This is a genomic window from Hymenobacter sp. (assembly GCF_035709525.1).
Classification (GTDB): domain Bacteria; phylum Bacteroidota; class Bacteroidia; order Cytophagales; family Hymenobacteraceae; genus Hymenobacter.
Genome location: NZ_DASTEP010000150.1, coordinates 1 through 21910 on the forward strand (window position 1 = coordinate 1; position 21910 = coordinate 21910).

At 62.2% G+C, this 21910-nt stretch carries 18 protein-coding genes; 12 read left to right on the top strand and 6 right to left on the bottom strand.

Annotated features, from left to right (window positions below):
* Positions 1-28 precede the first annotated feature (28 nt).
* Entirely contained in the window at positions 29-838 is an 810-nt protein-coding gene (locus VFO93_RS12860; RefSeq protein WP_325134780.1) for a DUF4249 domain-containing protein, read from the top strand.
* Positions 839-843: 5 nt separating this feature from the next.
* On the opposite strand, the gene VFO93_RS12865 is transcribed toward VFO93_RS12860, so the two are convergent.
* Both VFO93_RS12865 and VFO93_RS12870 read right to left on the bottom strand, forming a co-directional pair.
* Complete coding sequence (locus tag VFO93_RS12865; protein ID WP_325134781.1) at positions 844-1353, bottom strand: hypothetical protein; 510 nt, start codon at positions 1351-1353, stop codon at positions 844-846.
* Between the two features lie 10 nt (positions 1354-1363).
* Entirely contained in the window at positions 1364-2014 is a 651-nt protein-coding gene (locus tag VFO93_RS12870; RefSeq protein ID WP_325134782.1) for a hypothetical protein, read from the bottom strand.
* A 48-nt stretch (positions 2015-2062) separates the two neighbouring features.
* Here VFO93_RS12870 and VFO93_RS12875 point away from each other — a divergent pair, with 48 nt between their 5' ends.
* Positions 2063-4849 (top strand): polynucleotide kinase-phosphatase, encoded by a 2787-nt coding sequence (locus VFO93_RS12875; RefSeq protein WP_325134783.1) that lies wholly within the window; start codon positions 2063-2065, stop codon positions 4847-4849.
* Positions 4850-5114: 265 nt separating this feature from the next.
* On the top strand, positions 5115-6440 hold the full coding sequence (locus VFO93_RS12880) for a T9SS type A sorting domain-containing protein (protein WP_325134784.1): 1326 nt from the start codon (positions 5115-5117) through the stop codon (positions 6438-6440).
* A 96-nt stretch (positions 6441-6536) separates the two neighbouring features.
* Here VFO93_RS12880 and VFO93_RS12885 read toward each other — a convergent pair whose 3' ends face one another.
* From VFO93_RS12885 to katG, 3 genes are all read right to left on the bottom strand, one after another.
* A complete protein-coding gene (locus VFO93_RS12885) occupies positions 6537-6986 on the bottom strand; it encodes a hypothetical protein (RefSeq protein WP_325134785.1) in 450 nt (149 codons plus the stop codon).
* A 110-nt stretch (positions 6987-7096) separates the two neighbouring features.
* Entirely contained in the window at positions 7097-8770 is a 1674-nt protein-coding gene (locus VFO93_RS12890) for a catalase (protein ID WP_325134786.1), read from the bottom strand.
* Between the two features lie 406 nt (positions 8771-9176).
* On the bottom strand, positions 9177-11390 hold the full coding sequence (gene katG, locus VFO93_RS12895) for a catalase/peroxidase HPI (protein ID WP_325134797.1): 2214 nt from the start codon (positions 11388-11390) through the stop codon (positions 9177-9179).
* A gap of 400 nt (positions 11391-11790) precedes the next feature.
* Between katG and VFO93_RS12900 the strand changes: the two genes are divergently transcribed.
* The 8 genes from VFO93_RS12900 (at position 11791) to VFO93_RS12935 (ending at position 20167) form a co-directional block, all read left to right on the top strand.
* Entirely contained in the window at positions 11791-12558 is a 768-nt protein-coding gene (locus VFO93_RS12900; RefSeq protein WP_325134787.1) for a nucleotidyltransferase domain-containing protein, read from the top strand.
* Between the two features lie 133 nt (positions 12559-12691).
* The gene (locus VFO93_RS12905; protein WP_325134788.1) at positions 12692-14209 is read left to right on the top strand and encodes a hypothetical protein; all 1518 of its coding nucleotides are present in this window, start codon (positions 12692-12694) and stop codon (positions 14207-14209) included.
* Positions 14210-14313: 104 nt separating this feature from the next.
* Positions 14314-15399, top strand: a complete 1086-nt coding sequence (locus tag VFO93_RS12910) for a nucleotidyltransferase domain-containing protein (protein WP_325134789.1) — start codon at positions 14314-14316, stop codon at positions 15397-15399.
* A gap of 240 nt (positions 15400-15639) precedes the next feature.
* Positions 15640-16578: a TIGR01777 family oxidoreductase gene (locus VFO93_RS12915; RefSeq protein ID WP_325134790.1), complete on the top strand. Its 939-nt coding sequence runs from the start codon at positions 15640-15642 to the stop codon at positions 16576-16578.
* 97 nt (positions 16579-16675) lie between these two features.
* Positions 16676-17209: a GbsR/MarR family transcriptional regulator gene (locus VFO93_RS12920; protein WP_325134791.1), complete on the top strand. Its 534-nt coding sequence runs from the start codon at positions 16676-16678 to the stop codon at positions 17207-17209.
* 24 nt (positions 17210-17233) lie between these two features.
* Positions 17234-18310, top strand: coding sequence for an SRPBCC family protein (locus tag VFO93_RS12925; RefSeq protein ID WP_325134792.1), 1077 nt, complete (start codon positions 17234-17236; stop codon positions 18308-18310).
* The gene (locus tag VFO93_RS12930; protein WP_325134793.1) at positions 18303-19037 is read left to right on the top strand and encodes a class I SAM-dependent methyltransferase; all 735 of its coding nucleotides are present in this window, start codon (positions 18303-18305) and stop codon (positions 19035-19037) included. Before VFO93_RS12925 ends, VFO93_RS12930 begins: the two co-directional genes overlap by 8 nt.
* Before the next feature lie 143 nt (positions 19038-19180).
* Complete coding sequence (locus VFO93_RS12935) at positions 19181-20167, top strand: acyl-ACP desaturase (RefSeq protein ID WP_325134794.1); 987 nt, start codon at positions 19181-19183, stop codon at positions 20165-20167.
* A gap of 183 nt (positions 20168-20350) precedes the next feature.
* Here the strand turns inward: VFO93_RS12935 and VFO93_RS12940 are convergent, their stop codons facing one another.
* Entirely contained in the window at positions 20351-20632 is a 282-nt protein-coding gene (locus VFO93_RS12940) for a DUF427 domain-containing protein (protein WP_325134795.1), read from the bottom strand.
* A gap of 142 nt (positions 20633-20774) precedes the next feature.
* On the opposite strand from VFO93_RS12940, the gene VFO93_RS12945 reads away from it, so the two are divergent.
* Positions 20775-21884 (top strand): vWA domain-containing protein, encoded by a 1110-nt coding sequence (locus tag VFO93_RS12945; protein WP_325134796.1) that lies wholly within the window; start codon positions 20775-20777, stop codon positions 21882-21884.
* The last annotated feature ends 26 nt before the right edge of the window (positions 21885-21910 follow it).

The window sequence follows — 21910 nt, forward strand, 5'->3', positions numbered from 1 at the left end:
GAGAGGGGGCCGGCCCCATAGGGGTCTCGTGAGGTTCGCGGTGCTGGGCTTGCTCCTAAGCCTCACTGCCTGCGAAAAGGTCATCGACCTCAAGCTCCAAACCACTACCTCGCAGCTCGTTATCGAAGGCAACCTGGCCGACGATAGCCGCCCCTGCCAGGTTACGCTGAACCGCTCGGCCAACTACACCGATACCAATAACTTCCAGGCGGTGAGTGGGGCCACCATCACGCTCACCGACAACGCGGGCGGGCGCGAAACGCTACGCGAAAGCGCCACCGCGCCCGGCCAGTACGCGGGCGCCACGGTGCTGGGCGTGCCCGGCCGCACCTACACGCTGCGCGTCGAAACAGGCGGCGCGGCCTACGTGGCTACTTCCACGCTGCCGGCCCCGGTGGTGCCCTTCGACAAGCTGAGCACGCAGGTGAGCGCAGTGGGCAACCGCATTCAGGCGGTGGTGGAGTTCAACGACCCGGCCGGGCAGCCCAACAGCTACCTCTACCGGCAGTACCGCAATGGCCGCCTCAACAACGCCATCTTCGTGCAAAATGACCAGTTCAACGACGGCAAAAAAGTGACCCAGGTGCTGCGCGGCATGGGCGGCCCCCCCAACGACCCCAACGACGTCAACAAGCTGGTAGCGGGCGACAGCCTGCGGGTGGAAATGCAGAATATCGACGCCAACGTGTACGAATACTTCCGCACCTTGAACCTGATTCTGACCACCAACCCCGCCACCGCCACTACGCCCGCCAACCCCACGTCGAACTTCTCGGGCGGCGTGCTGGGCTATTTCAGCGCCCACTCGCGGCGGGTGCGGACGATAAAGGTGCCGTAGTAAGCTTACTGATACTGATATATGAAGCGCCGGCCTTTGGACGTGTGAGCGTCTTTGCGCGCAAGAATCAGCTTTTCGGCCGGGTAGATACGCTCGATAAAAACCTGTTGCCTTCCGTCAAGGACGCTTATTCTGTCGGGGGATAGTGCGAGATGGAAATTCTCTAGCTTATGGTATTTCAGAGAGCGACCATCTTTTCTTAGTTCAGCAATGGTGAGTACATCGGGGCCCTCCGGCAGGTAGGGCCAAAACTCTTGCAAATTGCCTTTGGCATCGGCTACGTACTTATACTCAATGTCAAACTCCAAGCCCTGGACCTTGAAAGAACAATCATAGGGGCCGGCCTTGAGAAACTCCTTTATTTCACCTGAGCATTTGGTATGTTGAGGACTCAACACCTCATCCAGCACTTGATACTTTGCTATTAACCGTGCGGTAATCGGTACGCTACTAGGCGGTTGGTTAACGGAGAGCGCAAGTGAGAAGAGTAAGCAAAAACTCAGTAAAAGCTTCATGCCAGAATATTTAGTAAGCTTTTGGCAGTGCGTAGAGCGCATCAGTCAGGGTGATTTCCAATTCGAAGTCGGTAGCTGAAAACTCTTCCGCGCTGTCGTCTTGCACCGTGGCAGTGATGGTGAAATGATTAAGGCGCTCCATCGCAAAGAGGTTATAGCCCTTCAAGTCGATAAGCTCCTCGGCTTCCTGGGTGGCGTAGTTGAAGAAGCAAAGCGGCATAGAGACTGCTTCGGTAAGCGCATCGTTGAAGTTTACCTTTTGCACAAAAATGCCGGTTGGATATTCAATCTTAAAGTCAGAGAAATAGCCTTGGAAGAAAGGATTTTCTGCTGCTGGCTGGTATAGGATAAGCGGCTCATCTTCTTCAAAGTAAGCGGCGACCTCTTCCGAAATATCCTCACCCAGCACGTAGTGGTAGCGCAGCGGGAAAAGGTCATTGACTACCTCGTGCATCACAACCGGGCGGGGCTTGGTGGGCGTGGTTGGCTTCTCCGGAAAAACCTTGTGCCAGATGATGGTGAAGAGTACTATCAGGAGTATGAGCGGAATAAATGCGATGAGCAGTAGCACCAGAAGGCCAGCCGACAAAGCCTCTGAAACGTTGCGACCGCTGGGTTTTGCTCGCGGCGTAACTTTCTTGCGAATCGTTAGTCCTTCCATAGCTACTGCCTTTGCCGGGCTGGGGGGCCGCCACCCAGCTTCCATCCGATGCCCCAAGATACCCTCAAGCTCCCCGAACTCGCGCTGGTCGTGCTCATTGGCAGCACCGGCGCGGGCAAGTCCACGTTTGCCCGCCGTCTGTTTAGGCCCACCGAAATCGTGTCGTCCGACACCTGCCGGGGCCTGGTGGCGGACGATGAAAACAGCCTCGACGCCACCAACGACGCCTTCGACCTGCTGCACTACTGGGTGAGCAAGCGCCTCAAGCGCGGCCGCCTCACGGTGGTAGACGCCACCAACGTGCGCGCCGAAGACCGCAAAGGCCTCGTGGCCTTGGCCCGGCAGCACCACTGCCTGCCCGTGGCCGTGGTGCTCGACGTGCCCGACGCTGTGGCCGCCGAGCGCAACCGCCAGCGCCCCGACCGCCAGGGCCTCAAGCCCCACGTGATAGCCAACCATCGCCGCCTGCTGCGCCAAAGCCTGCGCTCGCTCAAGGCCGAGGGCTTCCGGCAGGTGGTGCACCTGCGCGGCGTAGAGGAGGTCGATGCCGTGCAAACCATCCGGCGCGACCCGCTTTATAGCAACCGCCAGGCGGAGACGGGGCCGTTTGACATCATCGGGGATATCCACGGCTGCTACCGCGAGCTGTGCGAGCTGCTGGGGAAGCTGGGGTATGAAGTTTTGCCGGAGGAGGTGCTGGATGCGCGGGATTTAGGCGTGCGCGTGGTGCGTAGTACCCCACCCCCCGGCCCCCTCCCCTCCGGGAGAGGGGGAGCCCAGCGTATTCACTCAATACAGGACTTATCTAGTGAAGAACAAGCTAACGTTGCTGAAGAAGGTGCGTCAGTCTCCCCCTCTCCCGGAGGGGAGGGGGCCGGGGGGTGGGGTAACCGCAAGGTCGTCTTCCTAGGCGACCTCGTCGACCGGGGCCCCGCTTCCCCGCAGGTATTACGCTTGGTAATGAGCATGGTGCGCGATGGCCTGGCCCTGTGCGTGCCCGGCAACCACGATATCAAGCTGCTACGCCACCTCAACGGTAAAAACGTGTCGCTCACCCACGGCCTGGCCGAAACCGTGGCCCAGCTCGCAGGCGAAACGCCCGCTTTCAAGGAGCAGGTGAGGCTGTTTCTGGATGGTCTCGTCAGTCACTACGTGCTCGATGGCGGCCGGCTGGTGGTGACCCACGCCGGTATGCCCGAGGCCATGCAGGGCCGGGGCTCGGGGGCGGTGCGCAGCTTCGCGCTGTTTGGCGAAACCACGGGCGAGATTGATGAGTTTGGCCTGCCCGTGCGCTACGCCTGGGCAGCCGACTACCGGGGCCGCGCCACGGTGGTGTACGGCCACACGCCCGTGCCCGAGCCCGAATGGCTCAACAATACCATCGACATCGATACGGGCTGCGTGTTCGGTGGTCGCCTCACGGCCCTGCGCTACCCCGAGCGGGCGCTCGTGACGGTGCCGGCCCACGAGGTTTATTGCGAGCCCAGCCGCCCGCTCCGTAGCGCCAAGCTCCAGCTTGGCGACGCGCCCGACGAGCCCGCCGCTCTCACCAAGCTGAAGCTTGGTGCTACGGCCCAGCAGCAGCACGACGACCTACTCGACATTCGCGACGTAACCGGCAAGCAGCTCATCAATACGCGCTTGCTCAATACCGTGACCATCCGGGAAGAAAACGCCGTGGCCGCGCTGGAGGTCATGTCGCGCTTCGCGCTCAATCCCAAGTGGCTGCTCTACCTGCCGCCCACCATGTCGCCCACCGAAACTTCGGAGCTGCCCGACCTGCTCGAACACCCCGCCGAAGCCTTCGCCTACTACCAGCGCCAGGGCGTGGCGCGCGTGGTGTGCGAAGAAAAGCACATGGGCAGCCGCGTGGTCGTGGTGCTGGGCAAAGACGAAGCCGCCATTCAGCGCCGGCTGGGCGTGGTGGGCGAGGGGCTGGGCAAGTGCTACACTCGTACCGGCCGCAATTTCTTCACCGATGAAACGCTGGAGGCCGCCTTTCTGGCCCGCCTGCGCGATGCCCTCACGGCGGCCGGCTTCTGGGAGAAATTCGCTACCGACTGGGTGTGCCTCGATGCCGAGCTGCTGCCGTGGTCGGCCAAGGCGCAGGAACTGGTCAAAAACCAGTATGCCGCCGTGGCCGCCGCCGCCGGCGCGGCCCTGCCGCAGGCCGAAGCCGCGCTAGCCCAGGCCGCCGCCCGCGGCCTCGACGGGGCTGCCGCGCTGCTGGCCCGCACCAGCGCCCGCCGCGACGCGGCTACCCACTACGCCGACGCCTATCGCCGCTACTGCTGGCCGGTGCAGTCGCTCGACGACCTCAAGCTGGCACCCTTCCACCTGCTCGCCACCGAAGGCCACACGTACTTCGACCGCGACCACGCCTGGCACATGGAAACCCTGCGCGCCCTGAGCCTTGCCGACCCGCGCCTGCTGCGCGCCACGCCCTACCGCGTAGTCGACCTCACCAGCCTGACCGAGGTCGAGGCCGCCATCGAGTGGTGGACCGACCTCACCCACGGCGGGGGCGAGGGCATGGTGGTGAAGCCCTACGACTTTATCCCGACTACCGGCCGCAGCCTCGTGCAGCCCGCCCTCAAGTGCCGGGGCCGCGAGTACCTGCGCATCATCTACGGCCCCGACTACCTGCTGCCCGGCAACCTGGAGCGCCTGCGCCAGCGCAACATAAAAGGCAAGCGCAACCTGGCGCTGCGCGAGTTTTCGCTCGGCGTCGAAGGGCTGGAGCGGTTCGTGGCCGGGCAGCCGCTGCGCCTGGTGCACCAGTGCGTATTCGGGGTATTGGCCCTGGAAAGCGAGCCCATCGACCCGCGCTTGTAGGTGCCGGAAGAGGGGCAGGGATAGAGAAATAGGCTTGCTTACTACGTGGATGCTAAATAAGCCTATTTCGTTTTTGTTCTTCTTGGTTTGGAAGTAATTATTTGTATAGCAATAGCTTATTGCATAGGTTAGCAAGTGTTTAGCTCGGCTATTGAATGTTATCAAATTATTACCTCGCTGTGCAAAGCTGGTGTTAATTTCCGTATTTCGTAAGTAGTACCCTTTCTCTTCCTTTTCCAGTAACGCTCGTCAGAGCACTTTTTCCATGAAAAAAACGATACTTGCTTTGGCCGGCCTGCTGCTGGCTAGTGCTACTGCCCAGGCCCAGTGGGTGCTGCAGCCCTACTCCTTTTCCAATTCTTACCTGACGCCGTTTTACCTGGATGCCGTGGATGCCAACGTGGTGTGGAGCGCCGGGCTGGACGTTTACGACGGCGAGGGTGGCGATGAGGTGGCCCACACCTCTAACGGCGGGACTACCTGGGCTACTACTGCCATCAGCAACCTGAGCGCCGACGAAGTAATCACCGGCGTGGCGGGCCTGAGCGCCACCACGGCCCTGGTATGCACAGTAGACAACGGCGTCGGTGGCGGGCGCATTCTGAAAACGGTGGACGGCGGCACGACCTGGACGGTGCAAACCACGACCAGCCAGTTTGCCACGGCTGACAGCTATCCGAACGGGATTGCGTTTTTTAACGCGACGGAAGGCATTTGCTTTGGCGACCCAGCCACCGGGGCTGGCAAGTTTGAAATCTATCGCACCACCGACGCGGGCGCTACCTGGGTGGCCGTGCCGAGTGCCAACCTGCCGGCAAGCCAGGCGTCGGAGTACGGGGGCATCAACCAGGTGTCGATGGCCGGCAATAGCTTCTGGTTTGCAACAAACAAGGGCCGCATCCTCGGCTCGGTCGATAAAGGGCTGACCTGGACGGTAAGCGATACTAATTTTGGCGCCACCGTTCCGCTGATTAGCTTCCGCGATGCTCAGAACGGCATCGCCCTCAACACCAATACCGGGGCCATGCTGGCCACCACCAACGGCGGCAGCACCTGGAGCCCGGTGTCGTACACGGGGCCGCTGCACGGCTTTGCCCTGCACAATGTGCCGGGTAGCAATACCTACCTATCGGTGGGGCTGGACTCGGATGCGGGCTCGTCGTTCAGCCGCGATAATGGCGTGACGTGGACGGCCATCGAGTCTACTCTCAACCACGTCTCGGTTGATGTCGTGAGCCCAACCGTTGCCTGGTCGTCGACCTACAATGCTGCCGACCTCTCGGGCCTGGGCGTGTATAAGCTAACCAGCACGGCCCTCGGCACCAGGCAAAACGTAGCCTTGCAGCAGGGCCTGAGCGTGTACCCTAACCCCAGCGCCGACGGCCAGTTTACGGTGGCGATGGCCCAGGGCCGGCCCGCCGAGGCGCAGGTAACGGTATTCGACGCGCTGGGCCGCAGTGTGTACACCCGCACCGTCGCCACCGCCGCTCCCACCTTCACCATCGACCTGGGCCGGCAGGCCCTGGGCGTCTATACCATGCAGCTACGCACCGAAGGCGGCGTGGCCCAGCAGAAGCTGGTGATAAAATAAGCTGGCCGAAAGTGGTTAAAAGATAAATACTTAGCCAAATAAAAAAGCGAGTGGCGCTACCGCCACTCGCTTTTTTATTTGGTGTGGGACCAGTCCTTAGCGCGGGCAGGCCACGGGCAGCAGCGTGTACTTGGCGTCGAAGGTCAGGGCATGGGGCTTCTCAAATACCGTCTTACCCTGGCGCTCCACTACCGGGCCGAAGCCTTCGATAAAGCCAATGTCGCGGCGCAAAAACGCTACCTGCCGCACCGACGTCGTGCCCTCCGACTGGAAGGTGTAGTCGGCCAGCAGCGTGTCGCCGTGCATAGTGCCGCTGATGGTGCCCTGGTTGCGGTCTTTCTCGAAGTAGTGGTACGTGAGCTGGCCCGTCAGGGTGGGCTGGGTGGCTTGCAACGTCAGGCGCACCGTGTCGGTGGCCGACGTGTGGGCGTAGCACTGCGGGCCGGCTGCGGCCGTGGGCTCCTGGGTGGTTGGCGAGCTTTGCTCGTGGCAGGCGGTGAGCAGCCCCAGGCTGGCGGCAAAAAGGGCGAGGGCGGTTTTCTTCATAAGAAAGCGGTGGCGAGGTAAGAAACCGCCAGGGCTGGGCGGCAAAAATACGCGCACAAAAAAACGCCGCCCCGGTGCCGGGGCGGCGTTTTTTAAAATCCTGGCAAAAACTAATACGGCTTAGCGTCGTGGGCTACGGCCTCAGCTTGGCCTACTGCCTCGGCAGCCTGGCCTTCATTGTACTGGTTGCCACCGTCAGCGTTGGCGTTAGCGGCTTTCAGACCGTCGGCCAGGCGCTTGCCCCAGTCGGCGTCGCAGTTGGTGCACAGCTCAATCATCTTGTCCTGCACTACTTTGGCGGCGTCGGAGAGGGCACTAATCATGTTGTTAACGAGGTCGTCGCGCTCCCAGTCTTCGTGCTGGCGGTAGCGGTCACCGGCCTGGCCGAAGTTGTTGGTGCGGTCGATGGTTTGGCGCACCAGCTTGGCCGCGTAGTAGGGCGTGTGGTCGGGGCCTTGCGAAGCCGACTCGCGCAGGCCGTTGAGGCTGCTGGGCTCGTAGTTGGTGTGCAGGTTCTGGCCGGGGGCGGCATCGACGTGGTACGTCATCTGGCCGTCGCGCTGGTTGGTAGCCACGTGCTTTTTGGGCGCGTTGATGGGCAGCTGCAAGTAGTTGGGGCCCACGCGGTAGCGCTGGGTGTCCGAGTACGAGAAGGTGCGGCCTTGCAGCATCTTGTCGTCCGAGAAATCGAGGCCGTCCACGAGTACGCCTGTGCCGAAGGCCACCTGCTCTACTTCGGCGAAGTAGTTTTCGGGGTTGCGGTTCAGCGTCATCATGCCCACGGGCAGGTGCGGGAACTTGTCTTCGGGCCAGATTTTGGTGTCGTCGAGCGGGTCGAAGTCCAGTTCGGGATGCTCATCGTCCGACATAATCTGCACGCGCAGCTCCCACTTGGGGAAGTTGCCCTTCTTGATGTTGTCGAACAGGTCCTGGGTGGCGTGGTTGAAGTTCTTGGCCTGAATGGCTTCGGCTTCGCCGGCGGTCAGGTTTTTCACGCCCTGCTGCGGCTCCCAGTGGTATTTCACCAGCACGGCTTCGCCCTGCGCGTTTACCCACTTGTAGGTGTTCACACCCGAGCCCTGCATCTGGCGGTAGTTGGCCGGGATACCCCAGGGCGAGAACAGGAACGCCACCATGTGCATGGCCTCCGGCGTGTTGCAGATGAAGTCGAAAATGCGCTCGCCGGTCTGGCGGTTGAATACCGGGTCGGGCTTCTGCGAGTGAATCAGGTCGGGGAACTTGATGGCGTCGCGGATGAAGAACACCTTCAGGTTGTTGCCCACGAGGTCCCAGTTGCCGTCTTCGGTGTAAAACTTCACCGCGAAGCCGCGCGGGTCGCGCAGGGTTTCGGGCGAGTGGCCGCCGTGGCCCACCGTTGAGAAGCGTACGAATACTGGGGTTTCTTTACCCTTGGTGTTGAACAGCTTGGCGCGGGTGTACTTTTCAATCGGCTCGTCGCCAACGGTACCGTAGGCCTCAAACGTGCCGTGGGCGCCGGCGCCGCGAGCGTGCACCACGCGCTCGGGGATGCGCTCGCGGTCGAAGTGGCTGATTTTCTCGATAAACTGGTAGTTCTCGAGCGTGGCCGGGCCGCGGTTGCCCACGGTGCGCAGGTTCTGGTTGTTCGAAACGGGGTGGCCCTGGCGGGTAGTCAGGGTTTGGGCGTTTTCGCCGCTGGCAGTGCGCTGGTCTTGCGCCGAGCCAACGCCGTTGACGGCGGTGCCGGTGCCATTCGCAGACGTGTGCTGTCCGTTCTGGTCCGAAGAATTCTCTTGGGTGGCCATTGGTAAACTAGGGGTAGAGAGGTGGAAAGAAATCTAGAGAATAGCCAGCGAGCTGCGCCCACCCACTGGCAATGAGGATAAGCCGAAGCGCGTAGGGTTGGGGCCAACCTCTACACGACCTGGGATGCTAGCACTACAACCTAGGGTGCGGGTTGGTTTCGAATGGTTGAGCCTACTATCTTGAAACGCAATTAATTTAGCAGGACAGTTTAGGGTATATTTTCTTTTAGCAATCAGTAATATTACTGCCGCATTTGGCTAGTTTGGGTAGCCAGCGCAATAGCCGTATTTTACACGTTGGCCGGTTAGGTGGGGAGGGTTGAAGCACATAGGCTCGGGTGGCTAGGGCGTAAAAAAACGCCGCCCCGTTGCCAGGGCGGCGTTTTCTCAACTTTAAAAACAGCAACTACGCCTTTGCCAAATCAAAGCGGTCGGCGTCCATCACCTTGGCCCAGGCGGCCACGAAGTCGCGCACGAATTTCGCGCCGGCTTTGTGGGTGCCGTAGACTTCGGAGATGGCGCGCAGCTCCGAGTTCGAGCCGAAGATGAGGTCCACGCGGGTGCCGGTCCACTTCACCAGGTTGGTTTTGCGGTCGCGGCCTTCGAATACCTGGTCGGTATTGGAAGTAGCCTGCCAGGTGGTGCCCATGTCGAGCAGGTTCAAGAAGTAGTCGTTGCTGAGTACGCCGGGGCGGTCGGTGAACACGCCGTACTTCGAGCCATCGTAGTTGGCGTCGAGCACGCGCAGGCCGCCTACCAGCACCGTCATTTCGGGCGCGGTGAGGGTCAGGAGCTGGGCACGGTCGATGAGCATGGCCTCGGGGGCCGCCTCGTGGTTGGCCGCCAGGTAGTTGCGGAAACCATCGGCGTGCGGCTCCAGGGCGGCAAACGACTGCACGTCGGTTTGCTCGTGGGTAGCATCGGTGCGGCCGGCGTGGAAGGGCACCTGCACGTCGTAGCCGCCGTCCTTAGCGGCCTGCTCGATGGCAGCGGCGCCGCCCAGCACGATGAGGTCGGCCAGCGATACTTTTTTGCCGCCAGTCTGGGCGTCGTTAAACTCCTGCTGAATGCCGGTCAGCACGTCGAGCACTTTCGAGAGCTCGGCGGGGTTGTTGGCATCCCAGTATTTCTGCGGAGCCAGCTGGATGCGGGCGCCGTTGGCACCGCCGCGCTTGTCCGAGCCGCGGAAGGTCGAGGCCGAAGCCCAGGCCGTGCGAATGAGCTGCGCATTGGTCAGACCACTGGCTAGCAGACGGTCTTTCAGCGTGTTGATGTCCTGAGCGTCGATGGCGGTGTAGTCGGCCTTCGGCAGCGGGTCTTGCCACACGAGCACTTCGCTGGGCACCTCGGGGCCGACGTAGCGCGAGAGGGGGCCCATGTCGCGGTGCGTGAGCTTGAACCAGGCGCGGCTGAAAGCGTCGGCAAACTCCTCGGGGTTTTCGTGGAAGCGGCGCGAGATTTTCTCGTAAATCGGGTCTTCGCGCAGGGCGATGTCCGAGGTCAGCATGAAGGGCTGGTGGAACTTGTTGGGGTCGTGGGCGTCGGGAATCATGCCCGCGCCGGCGTCGCCCTTGGGCTTCCACTGGTGCGCCCCGGCGGGGCTCTTGGTCAGCTCCCACTCGAAGCCGAACAGGTTGTTGAAGTAGCCGTTGCCCCACTTGGCGGGGGTGGCGGTCCAGGCGCCTTCGAGGCCGCTCGTGATGGTGTCGCCGGCGTTGCCGGTGCCATACGAGTTGAGCCAGCCGCGGCCCTGCTGCTCAATACCGGCCGCCGAGGGCTCGTGGGCGATGTACTGGGCGGGGTCGGCCGCGCCGTGGGTTTTGCCGAAGGTGTGGCCGCCCGCAATCAGGGCTACCGTCTCCTCGTCGTTCATGGCCATGCGGCCGAAGGTTTCGCGGATGTCGCGGGCCGACCCTAGGGGGTTCGGGTTGCCGTTGGGGCCTTCGGGGTTCACGTAGATGAGGCCCATCTGCACAGCGGCCAGCGGGTTTTCGAGCTGGCGGTCGCCGGTGTAGCGCTTGTCGCCGAGCCACTCGCGCTCCGAGCCCCAGTACACTTCCTCCATCGGCTCCCACACGTCGGCGCGGCCGCCCGAGTAGCCGAACGGCTGGAGACCCATCGACTCCAGCGCGCAGTTGCCGGCCAGAATCATAAGGTCAGCCCACGAAATCTGCTCGCCGTACTTCTGCTTGATGGGCCACAGCAGCAGGCGGGCCTTGTCGAGGTTGGCGTTGTCGGGCCAGCTGTTGAGGGGGGCGAAGCGCTGCATGCCCGCGCCCGCGCCGCCGCGCCCGTCGGAGATGCGGTAGGTGCCGGCCGAGTGCCAGGCCATGCGGATGAAGAACGGGCCGTAGTGGCCGTAGTCGGCCGGCCACCAGTCCTGCGAGGTGGTCATCAGCTCAAATAGGTCTTGCTTCACCGCGTTGAGGTCCAGCTTCTTGAACTCCTCCACGTAGTTAAAATCGGCCCCCATGGGGTTCGACAGCGCCGAGTGCTGGCGCAGGATGCCGAGCGGCAGCTGGTTGGGCCACCAGTCGCGGTTGCGGGTGCCGCCGCCGGCCGCCTGCTGCTGCGCGATGCCCGACAGGAAGGGGCACTTGGCCGCCGACGGGTCGTTCATGAAAAACTCCGTGGTGTTAGAGGCTGGCGGGTGCTGATTATGTTCTTGAGACATGGTAAAATAAGGTTAAAGGAGAAAATGCAAGGAATGCCGGGTACCGCCCGCTCGCCGGAAAAGCTGGACAATTTACCGGTTATTGCCGCGTAGCTTCGCAGGCAATGCGGTAAAAAATGAGGGCATGTTGGCGAAAGGGCCGCCAGCTTACTTTCGTTGGTTGACCCGGTCGATTACTGGGTTGGCGATTAAAAAAAGCTGAACAGCTTTTGTTTAACAAAAGTAGTGTTTTTTATCAACAAACTGCACGTCCGACGTTTTTTTGCCTGGTTCTGTTTAACCTGCCTTATCCGCTGGCTCTTTGGCCGAAAGCTATTAGTACCGTCCAGCCAGTGCTTTATCACCCATGCAAACCCGTATTGCCGCCGCCTTGGCTGGGCTCGCCACCCAGCACAACATCCAAATCTTGTACGCCTGCGAGTCGGGCAGCCGGGCTTGGGGTTTTCCCTCGCCCGACTCCGACTATGATGTGCGCTTCATCTATGTACATCCCCGCGACTGGTACCTAGGGCTCGACGAAGGCCCCGATACGCTCAACTTCCCGGTAGACGACGAGCTGGACCTGGCCGGCTGGGAGCTGCGCAAAACCCTGCGCCTACTGCGCGGCTCCAACGCGGCGCTGTTCGAGTGGCTGCAATCGCCCATTGTGTACCACGAGGCACCGGAGTTTCGGGCGCAGCTCGCGCCGCTTTTGCCACTAGCCTTTAACCTCAAAGCCGGCCTGCACCACTACCTAGGGCAGCTGCGGCGCGGGGTAGAAGAGGATTTAGTTGGGGAGAAAGTGCGTCTGAAAAGGCTGTTCTACGCCCTGCGCTCGGCCCTGGCGGCGCGCTGGATACGCGAAAAGCACACGCTGCCGCCGATGGAGTTTGCGCCGCTGCGAACGCTGCTGCCGGCCGAGCTGCAAGGTGTTATAGATGGGTTGCTGGTACAAAAAGCGCATTCCAACGAGAAAACAACAGTGCCCCGGCCGGTGGCGCTAGTTGAGTTTTTGGCAGCGGAATACGCGGCCGGGCAGGCGGCGCGGGCGGGGCTGCCGGTGCCGCGGCAGACGGGGTTGCCGGAAAGCTTGGCCAAGCTGTTTCAACAACTGGTACATGAGGCCGAGCACTGAACTAGCGGCTGACGCTGGCGGGGTAGGAGCCACTAAAAAGAAGGGCTAGTCGGTGTGCAATTCGGCTGGAGCGGGCATCAGCAGGATACGTCACTTTCCCCGGTAGCGGCCCCGGCATCGCGTCGCCTGCGCAATGAATTACAACGGTTACTTCTTAGCCGGGATGCTGGCTTGGGCGACGGCTTGCCAGGCGCAAACCGTGCCGACTACGACCACTGCCCGGCCGACCGGCGAGTTTGGCCAAACGGCTGATAATCTCATCTACTCGGCCCACACGATGGGGCAGCTGCGCCACATCGTCGATTCGCTCAACCTCAAGCACAAGGTGTGCGAGCTGCGGCGCGCCTACCGTAGCCAGCGCCAGGGGCAGGCCCACTACGTGCGCCTGGAAGCGGATGACCTGGCGGCGGCCCGCCAGGCGCTGGCCGCCGGCATAACCCCCGAGGAGTTTAAGCGGCAGTTTCCGCAGGCTGACGTGCAGCGCAATCTACTGGTTATCAGAAAGCAGGAGAATAACGGCCGACTAGCCAAGCGAGAGCCGAGTACGGTTTACGAAAGTATTCCATTCAATAACACCGGCGAATACGAGCTGCGCCTGCCTGGCTCATCGCCCGCGCCGGGGGCTGGCCGGGCAGGCTGGGTAATCAGTAGCTCGCCCAAAACGCCGTATTCGCCAGCCTACGTGGAGGGCTTTTATTTTCCGGCCGGTATGCGCCAGGTTCCGCTGCCGGCCCGCTACGCCGCGCTGGTGCAGTACGCCGACTGTCTGATTGACACTACCGCCCAGATTTACCTGGAGCCGGCCAAGCGCACCGGCGTGCGCTACCGCACTGATATTCCCAAAACCGAAAAAGCGCTGCTCGACTACGCACAGCAGCAAATGCAGCAGCTCACTATGCCTGGCAAGGTTGAACAGCAGACTTACTGGACATCTGAAACGCGGCAAGCCCACCGCCTGGCCAGAATGGACCAGGTAGCCAAGCAGCCCGAGTTTCGGGAGCTGCTGGCGCGGGCCGTGGCCGACCCCGCCACGCTGGGCGCTACCGACGACGAATTTGAAGAGTACGTGGCCCGGTATTTTTCGGCGAAAAAAGCCTTGGAATACAAGCGCAACCGCATTGTGGTGGGCGGGTGCAGCATGGACGACAGCCCCCGCGTGCATGCCCTCGGCATCGCCAAGCTCTCGGCCGAAACCGTGAACTGGGAGACGTTTTTGCGGGCCCACCTCGACATTATGAACGACCGCTTCGAGCGCGTGTCGGATGGCAGCTACGCCCAGGCCGGCCGCCAAACCTACCTGCGCGAGCTGGAAGAGCTGGACATCAACGTGCCCGACCTGATGCTGGGCATCAGCCTGCGCATCGACAATGCCAGCTCCAACCACTACTTCGGCAGCCTCCACCGCCTGGGCCGCGCCCTGGCCGAAACCCAGCAGCCGCAGGCGCTGGAGAACCGCCTGCTAGCCATCATAACCGACCCGGAGCTGGATGATTTCAACCGCGTGCTGGCCTATTATCTGTTCCTGAACTACGCCCAAAACCTGGCCGACAAGGCTGCGCAACCGCAAAAAATAGCGCAGTTGAATGCCGCCGTGCAACAGCTACCAAGCTACCTGGCAGCGCAAGCCACGGTGGCCAAGCCGAAAAACTAGCCTGCTGCTGGCCTGGGCGCCCAAAGCGCGTTTGCGCCCAAGCCGGCGAGCCTTGTGCGGGAGCTGTTTTATTCGCTGCCGAGGAAGGCGCTTATCTTGCCCGCATGACCATCGCCGACCTGCGCCAGCAGCGCCTCATTATCTTCGAAGCCATCAGCGGCAGCCGCGCTTATGGCACCAACCTGCCGCACTCCGATACCGATTTGAAAGGCGTCTTCGTGCTGCCCGAAAAGGCGTTTTTTGGGCTGGAATACGTGCCGCAGGTGGCCAACGAAACCAACGACGAGGTGTTCTACGAGCTGCGCCGCTTTGTGGAATTGCTGCTCAAAAACAACCCCACCGTGCTGGAGCTGCTCGGCACGCCGACCGACTGCGTGGTGTACCGGCACCCACTTTTCGACCAGTTTCGGCCCCAGGATTTTCTGAGCCAGCTCTGCCGCCAAAGCTTCGCCGAGTACGCCGTGGCCCAGATTCGCAAGGCCAAGGGCCTGAACAAGAAGATAAACCACCCCGAGCCGCCCGGCCGCAAGTCGGTGCTCGACTTCTGCTACGTGACGGTGGGCGCCGGCGCGCAGCCCGCCGAAACCTGGCTAGCCCGCCAGGGCCTCACGGCCGCGCAGTGCGGCCTGGCCAACGTGCCGCACCTCACCGACCTCTACGCCCTGTTCGTAGACCGCACGCCTACCCAACACCTGGGCTACCGCGGCCTCGTGCGCGACCCCGACGCCAGCCAGGACGTGCAGCTCTCAGCCGTACCGAAAGGGGAGGAGCCGGCCGCGTATTTATCCTTCAACCGCAACGGCTACAGCTCCTACTGCCGCGTATTTCGTGAATACTGGGAGTGGGTCGAGAAGCGCAACAAGGAGCGCTACGCCAACACCGTGCAGCACGGCAAAAACTACGACGCCAAGAATATGCTGCACGTCTTTCGCCTGTTGCAAATGGCGGAGGAAATCGCCCGCACCGGCCAGCTGCACGTGCGCCGCCCCAACCGCGAGTTCTTACTCCAAATCCGGGGCGGCGAGTTTGAATACGCCGAGCTGGTGGCCGAAGCCGAGCCGCTGGTAGAGCGCGTGGAAGCCGCCTTTGCTACCTCCGCGCTGCCCGCCGCGCCCGATGCGGCGGCGGCTGAGGAAACCCTGCGGCGGGTGCGGCGAGAGTATTATACTATGCAGCAGAATTTTGGATAGAATAAGCGTCCGTCATGGTGAGCGCAGCGAAGCATCTCTCTCGCTTCTCTGCTGAGCTTTCCAACGAAGCGAAAGAGATGCTTCGACTCCGCTACGCTGCGCTTAGCATGACGGATTTGTAAGGGTAGAAAAATAAAATGTATCACAAGTTTCAATAATTATTGAAACTTGTGATACATTTGTTTCGTCAAAGGCGGTAGCTCCGGCACGCAGCCGGTTGCCAGCTAGTTGCGAAGCGCCATGCCCCAGCCCAAGCTTGTTCTCGTCGGTGGAAATGGTTTTCTGGGCCGCCACCTGGCCGCGCACTTCCAAGGTCTGGGCTACCAGGTCGTCAGCATCAGCCGTACCGGCCCCGATAATGTGCGCTGGGATGCCCGCACCCTCGGCCCCTGGGCGCAGGTGCTGGAAGGGGCCGACCTGCTGGTGAACCTGGCCGGCCGCTCGGTCGATTGCCGCTACTCCGAGGCCAACCGCCAGGCTATTCTGGCCAGCCGCACCGAGAGCACGCGGGTGCTGGGCGCGGCCGTAGCCGCCTGTGCCCGCCCGCCCTGCGTCTGGCTAAACTCTTCAACCGCTACCATTTACCCCGATACGCGCGGCAACGCGCCCGCCAACGTGGAAGCTAACCCCACGCCCGGCGGCCCGTTTTCGGAAGAGGTAGGGCGGGCCTGGGAAGCGGCATTTTGGGCGGCCCCCGCGCCCGCCGCCACGCGCCGCGTGGCCCTGCGCACGGCCATCGTGCTGGGAGCCGATGGCGGCGCGTTCCCGGTGATGACGCGGCTGGCGCGCTTCGGCCTCTGCACGCCGCAAGGCACGGGCCAGCAGTGGGTTAGCTGGCTGCACGTGCGTGATTTCTGCCGGGCGGTGGAGTTTCTGGCGCAAGCCGAAAACCTCAGCGGCCCCGTCAACCTCTGCGCCCCGCACCCGCTGCGCAACCGGGAGTTCAACACCCTGCTGGCCCGCGCGCTACGCCCGCTCCTGAAGCTGCCGCAGCCCCGCTGGCTACTTGAAATCGGGGCCTTCGTGCTCCGCACCGAAACCGAATTGATTCTCAAAAGCCGCAAGGTGTACCCCGAGCGGCTGCTGGCGGCGGGGTTTCATTTTGAGTATGAGCGGTGTGCGGCGGCGGTGGGGGAGTTGCTGCCGGGTATTATTTCGCGCAGTGTCTCGCAGTGTTGAAGCGCAGTGTCTCGCAGTGTTTCTGCTGAATGACACTGCGAGACACTGCGCTTTGACACCCCGAAACACTGCGCGAAAACTTATAGCTACTTGATTTATGAATCCCGACCAACCTGTTCCCGCTCTCACCCTCGCCGAAGCCAAAGCCCAATTTATCAACCTCTGGGGCGTGTCGGGCACGAGCTGGGGCGTGAGCAAAACCCTAGCCCAGGTGCACGCCCTGCTACTCGTTTCGCCCCAGGCCCTGAGCACCGAGGACATCATGGAGCAGCTCAGCATCTCGCGCGGCAACGCCAGCCAGACCGTGCGCGAGCTCATCGACTGGGGCTTGGTTTACAAAGAACTACGCCCCGGCGAGCGCCGCGAGTATTTCGTGGCCGAGAAAGACCTGCTACGCGTGACGCAGTGCATCATTGCCGCCCGCAAGCGCCGCGAGCTCGACCAGATGAAGCGCACCCTCGACCAGCTGGCCCAGCTGCCCGGCGACCTCGCCGACCCCGACTACCGCACCTTCCACACCGTGCTCGCCGACATTCAGCAGCTCGCCGATACCTCCGACAAGCTGCTCACCCGCCTCATGAAAGCCGAGCGCAACTGGTTTCTGGACAAGTTCTTGAAGCTGTTTTTGTAGCCCTTCACTTTACCCCTTTCTCGTATGGAACCCCAAGCTGATACCCCCGCCGAGCGGGGGGCGGAAGCGCCGTGCCCAACCGGTACGGCCAATAAGAGCTGGCGCGACTCGGCCACGCTGTGCGCCTTGGTCGCCATTCTGGGCACGGGTGCCCTGGGCTGCCTGCTGATGCTACTGTCAGTCAATGGATTCAGGCAGTACGGGGCGGTGGTATTTTGCTTGTCACCGGGCATTTGCGGACTGGGGGCGGTGCTACTGCACGAGTGGGCGCGGCCTACGGTAGCCCCCCGCGTGGGGGCGCTGGCCACGGCGGTGGTGGGGCTGCTGGCCGCCCTCACGGCCCTGGGCTTGCTGCTGGCGGGCGGGGCCGAAGGGCTGATTTGCGTGCTCATGGCCCTGCCCTTCGCTTTTATAATGGCGCTGGTCGGCGCGGCCATCGGGGCCATGCTGGCCGGGATGAGCGATAAGTCCCGGCCCTTGCCAATGCTCATGACCGTGCTGGTGCTGTACCCCGCCGCCCAGCAGTACGAGGCCAGCCACCCCGCGCCGATAGTGCCCCGGCTCATCACCACGCAGCTGGAGGTAGCCGTGCCGCCCGCCCAGGTGTGGGCCGCGCTCACGCGGCCGGTGCAGTACCCGGCGGCCACGGGTTGGTTTCGGGCAGGGGTGGTGTACCCCGCGCGCACGGCGTTTGCCCGCGACTCGGCCAGTGGCTGCCGCACGCTGGTGTGCCACTACTCGCAGGGGCTGGCCCGGCTGCCGGTGGTGGCCTGGCAGCCGGGGCGGCAGCTCACCTTCGCTGTGCCCCCGGCCGACATGCCCGCCCCGATGCACGAGCTGAGCCCGTACCCGCAGATTCACGCGCCGCATTTGCACGGGTATTTTCAGGTCGATAGCGGCACCTTCCGGCTGCGGGCGCTGCCCGGCGGGCGCACCTTGCTAGAGGCCCGCACGGTGTATCGGCATAGCATTGGTCCGCAGTTCTACTGGCGGCTCTGGTCTGATTATCTGCTCGATGCCATGCACCAGCGCGTACTGGCCACCCTCAAAGCCGAAGCCGAAACTCTCGCCACTACCCAAGCTCCTGCCCGCCATGACTGAGCTCCTCCAACCCGCGCCCCCGGTAGCCGCCCACTACCGCCCCGCCCGCGTGCGGGCCTTATTCGACCAGCTGGCCGGCACCTACGGTGCGGCCGAGTGGCTGTCGGGCGGGCAGCTGGGGCGCTGGCGGCGCAGCCTGGTGGCCGCCCTGCGCTGGCCCGCCGCCGGCCCTGTGTCAGTGGTCGATTTGATGGCCGGTGGAGCCGAGCTCTGGGAGCCGCTGCGCCAGCGCCTGGGCGCGCGGCTGACCGTGGCGGCCGTCGATTTTTCGGCTCCCATGCTGGCCCGCGCCGCCCGGCAGCACGCCCCCGGCCTCACGCTGCTGCAAGCCGATGCCCTGGCCTCCGGCCTACCGGCCGGTGCGACGGATGCCGTTACCTGTGCTTTCGGCCTCAAAACGCTGGCCCCGAGCCACTACCCCGCGCTGGCCGCTGAGGCCGCCCGCTTGCTGCGTCCCGGCGGCCAACTAGCGCTGCTGGAGTTTGACTTGCCAGCCATGCCTTGGCTGCGAGCGGCTATGCTTACTTATTTGCAGATGCTGCCGGCTACCCTGCGCCACCTGTTCCCGGAAGCGGCTGGCCACGCGGCCCTGCCGCGCTACGCCTGCGCCGGGGTGCGCTGGCCGGCGCTGCTGGCGGCCCTGCGCGCGGCGGGCTTTGGCGCGGTGCGGCAGCGGCGGCTGTGGCCCGGCTGCGCCCGGCTGGTAGTGGCCGAGTGGCCGGGGTAACAGGCTTGTAATTCGGACGGCGGAACCGGCACAGTAAGGCATCTCCATTAAAATGCCCAAATCCTGTACCGCTTGCGCTCAACTAAAAGCCAACCTTTGCGTGTTCATTCACTGCCTTCTCATATGCAGTGCCGATATTACTTATGACGCTTCCTGAAAACCTTCTCATTTCGCGCGGCGAAGTACTTGAGCAGCTTGAAGGTTACCTGAAAGATAACATCTACGAGTTTCTCAAACCCGTGGAAAAAAGCTGGCAGCCCGCCGACTTTCTGCCCGATTCGCGCCGCGATACCTTCTTCGACGAGGTAAAGGAGCTGCGCGAAAAAGCCGCCGCCCTGCCCTACGACCTGCTGGCCGTGCTCATCGGCGACACCATCACGGAGGAGGCGCTGCCCAACTACGAGGCGTGGTTTCATGAAATCGACAACATGAACCGCGACAACGACAACGGCTGGGCCAAGTGGATACGCGGCTGGACGGCCGAGGAAAACCGCCACGGCGACTTGCTCAACCGCTACCTCTACCTCTGCGGCCGGGTCAACATGCGCGAGTTTGAGATTTCGACCCAGCACCTCATCAACGACGGCTTCGACCTGGGCATGGCCCACGACCCCTACAAGTCGTTTGTGTACACGAGCTACCAGGAAATGGCCACCAACGTGTCGCACCGCCGCGTGGGCCAGCTCGCCCGCCAGGTCGGCGACGACCAGCTCTCCAAAATCTGCGGCATGATTGCGGGCGACGAAAACCGCCACGCCCGCGCCTACAAAACCTTCGTAGACAAGATTTTCGAGCTCGACCCGAGCGAGATGATGCTGGCCTTCGAGGAAATGATGCGCAAGAAAATCGTGATGCCCGCCCACTACATGCGCGAGCTGGGCGTGGACATGGGCAAGACCTTCGGCCACTTCACCGACGCCGCCCAGCGCCTCGGCGTGTACACCAGCAACGACTACACCGAGATTCTGGATACGCTCATCAGCGACTGGAAAATCGCCGACCGCACCGGCCTCACGCCCGCCGCCGAAAAGGGCCGCGACTACCTCATGGCCCTGCCCGCCCGCCTGCGCCGCGTGAGCGACCGCATGCCCGTGCCCAAGCTGGAGTACCAATTCCGGTGGATTTCGTAGTTCGGTTTTTAGCTTAGCAAAAAGCGTCGGTTGCCCAGGCAGCCGACGCTTTTTTTAATTATCTGGCGGGCGTAGAGACGCATATTTGCGTCTCCCGTTTGGCGAGCCGAACAACGGGAGACGCAAGTATGCGTCTCTACACCCGATTGTGCCTCAGTGAAATATCAGCAACTGCGCTACAACTTACTGCTCAACCTTAACGCCCTTCCAAAACGCTACCCGGCCCTTGATGCTCTCGGCTTTGGGGCTGGTTTCGGGGTAGTACCAGGCGGCGTCTTTGTTGAGCTCGCCATTCACGCGCAGCGAGTAGTAGCTGGCGCGGCCCTTCCAGGGGCAGGTAGTGTGGGCGATGCTGTCCTCGAAAAACTCCTTTTTGAGGGAATCGGCGGGGAAATAGTGGTTGTTTTCGACCACTACCGTGTCGTCGCTCTCGGCCACAACGGTGTTGTTCCAAATGGCTTTCATAGGTGTAGCGCCAAGCTCCAGCTTGGCGAATCGTTGAGGTAAACCCGGGCGATGCGAGCGCTCACCAAGCTGGAGCTTGGCGCTACATTGAACATTGCCGCCGCCGGGCTTGTTTTCCTGGCCTATCCGATACGTAAGTTATATGGCTCTTGGCGTCCGCTTCCGCGATTTTGTGCCCGACGAAAACCCGGGCGAAAAAGGGTTTGAGCAGCTGCTCAACCTCTTTATGCAGCTCATCAACATTACCAGCGGCGATGTGGGCGAGGCCTTGCAGTGGCTCAACGAGCTCGACAAGCAGTACGACCTCACCGATGACAGCTACGGCATGGGCAATTTCATCGAAGACCTCAAGAAGAAGGGCTACATCGATGAAAATGAGCAGGAGCGGGGCGAGCTGAAAATCACGCCCAAAACTGAGCAGAAAATCCGCAAAAACGCGCTCGAAGAGGTGTTTGGCAAACTCAAGCGCGGCAACACCGGCAACCACCGCACGCCCCACACCGGGCAGGGCGACGAGCAAAGCACCGACCTGCGCGAGTTCCGCTTCGGCGACTCGCTGGAGCAGATTCAGATGACCGAGTCCATCCGCAATGCCCAGCTCAACCACGGCATGGATGGCGATAATTTCATGCTGACCGAGGGCGACCTCGAAGTGCGCGAAAACGAGCACAAGTCGCAGACCAGCACGGTGCTGATGATTGATATTTCGCACTCGATGATACTCTACGGTGAAGACCGCATCACGCCCGCCAAAAAGGTGGCGATGGCCCTGGCCGAGCTCGTGAAGCAGAAGTACCCCAAGGATACGCTCGACGTTATCGTATTTGGCAACGACGCCTGGCAGATTGAGGTGAAGGACTTGCCCTACCTGCAAGTCGGCCCCTACCACACCAACACCGTAGCTGGCCTGGAGCTGGCGATGGATTTGCTGCGCAAGCGAAAAACGCCTAACAAGCAGATATTTATGATAACCGACGGCAAGCCTACTTGCCTCAAAGAAGCCGGCGGCTACTATAAAAACTCGTTTGGCCTCGACCGCAAGGTGGTGAACAAAACCCTGAACCTGGCCGCCGCCGCCCGCCGCGTCAAGATTCCGATTACCACGTTCATGATTACCTCCGACCCGTACTTGCAGAAGTTCGTGGAGGAGTTTACGGAAGTCAACCAGGGCAAAGCCTACTACTCGGGCCTGAAAGGGCTGGGGCAGCTGGTGTTTGAGGACTATAAGAAAAACCGGCGCAAGTCGCTGTAAGAAAGAAAGTAGCGCGAACTTTGTAG

Coding starts and splice junctions, on each gene's coding strand:
- VFO93_RS12885 (WP_325134785.1), bottom strand. CDS start 6,986: ATGAAGAAAACCGCCCTCGCCCTTTTTGCCGCCAGCCTGGGGCTGCTC.
- VFO93_RS12865 (WP_325134781.1), bottom strand. CDS start 1,353: ATGAAGCTTTTACTGAGTTTTTGCTTACTCTTCTCACTTGCGCTCTCC.
- VFO93_RS12910 (WP_325134789.1), top strand. CDS start 14,314: ATGACCATCGCCGACCTGCGCCAGCAGCGCCTCATTATCTTCGAAGCC.
- VFO93_RS12930 (WP_325134793.1), top strand. CDS start 18,303: ATGACTGAGCTCCTCCAACCCGCGCCCCCGGTAGCCGCCCACTACCGC.
- VFO93_RS12875 (WP_325134783.1), top strand. CDS start 2,063: ATGCCCCAAGATACCCTCAAGCTCCCCGAACTCGCGCTGGTCGTGCTC.
- VFO93_RS12940 (WP_325134795.1), bottom strand. CDS start 20,632: ATGAAAGCCATTTGGAACAACACCGTTGTGGCCGAGAGCGACGACACG.
- VFO93_RS12890 (WP_325134786.1), bottom strand. CDS start 8,770: ATGGCCACCCAAGAGAATTCTTCGGACCAGAACGGACAGCACACGTCT.
- VFO93_RS12880 (WP_325134784.1), top strand. CDS start 5,115: ATGAAAAAAACGATACTTGCTTTGGCCGGCCTGCTGCTGGCTAGTGCT.
- VFO93_RS12920 (WP_325134791.1), top strand. CDS start 16,676: ATGAATCCCGACCAACCTGTTCCCGCTCTCACCCTCGCCGAAGCCAAA.
- VFO93_RS12915 (WP_325134790.1), top strand. CDS start 15,640: ATGCCCCAGCCCAAGCTTGTTCTCGTCGGTGGAAATGGTTTTCTGGGC.
- VFO93_RS12870 (WP_325134782.1), bottom strand. CDS start 2,014: ATGGAAGGACTAACGATTCGCAAGAAAGTTACGCCGCGAGCAAAACCC.
- katG (WP_325134797.1), bottom strand. CDS start 11,390: ATGAACGACCCGTCGGCGGCCAAGTGCCCCTTCCTGTCGGGCATCGCG.
- VFO93_RS12900 (WP_325134787.1), top strand. CDS start 11,791: ATGCAAACCCGTATTGCCGCCGCCTTGGCTGGGCTCGCCACCCAGCAC.
- VFO93_RS12925 (WP_325134792.1), top strand. CDS start 17,234: ATGGAACCCCAAGCTGATACCCCCGCCGAGCGGGGGGCGGAAGCGCCG.
- VFO93_RS12935 (WP_325134794.1), top strand. CDS start 19,181: ATGACGCTTCCTGAAAACCTTCTCATTTCGCGCGGCGAAGTACTTGAG.
- VFO93_RS12905 (WP_325134788.1), top strand. CDS start 12,692: ATGAATTACAACGGTTACTTCTTAGCCGGGATGCTGGCTTGGGCGACG.
- VFO93_RS12945 (WP_325134796.1), top strand. CDS start 20,775: ATGGCTCTTGGCGTCCGCTTCCGCGATTTTGTGCCCGACGAAAACCCG.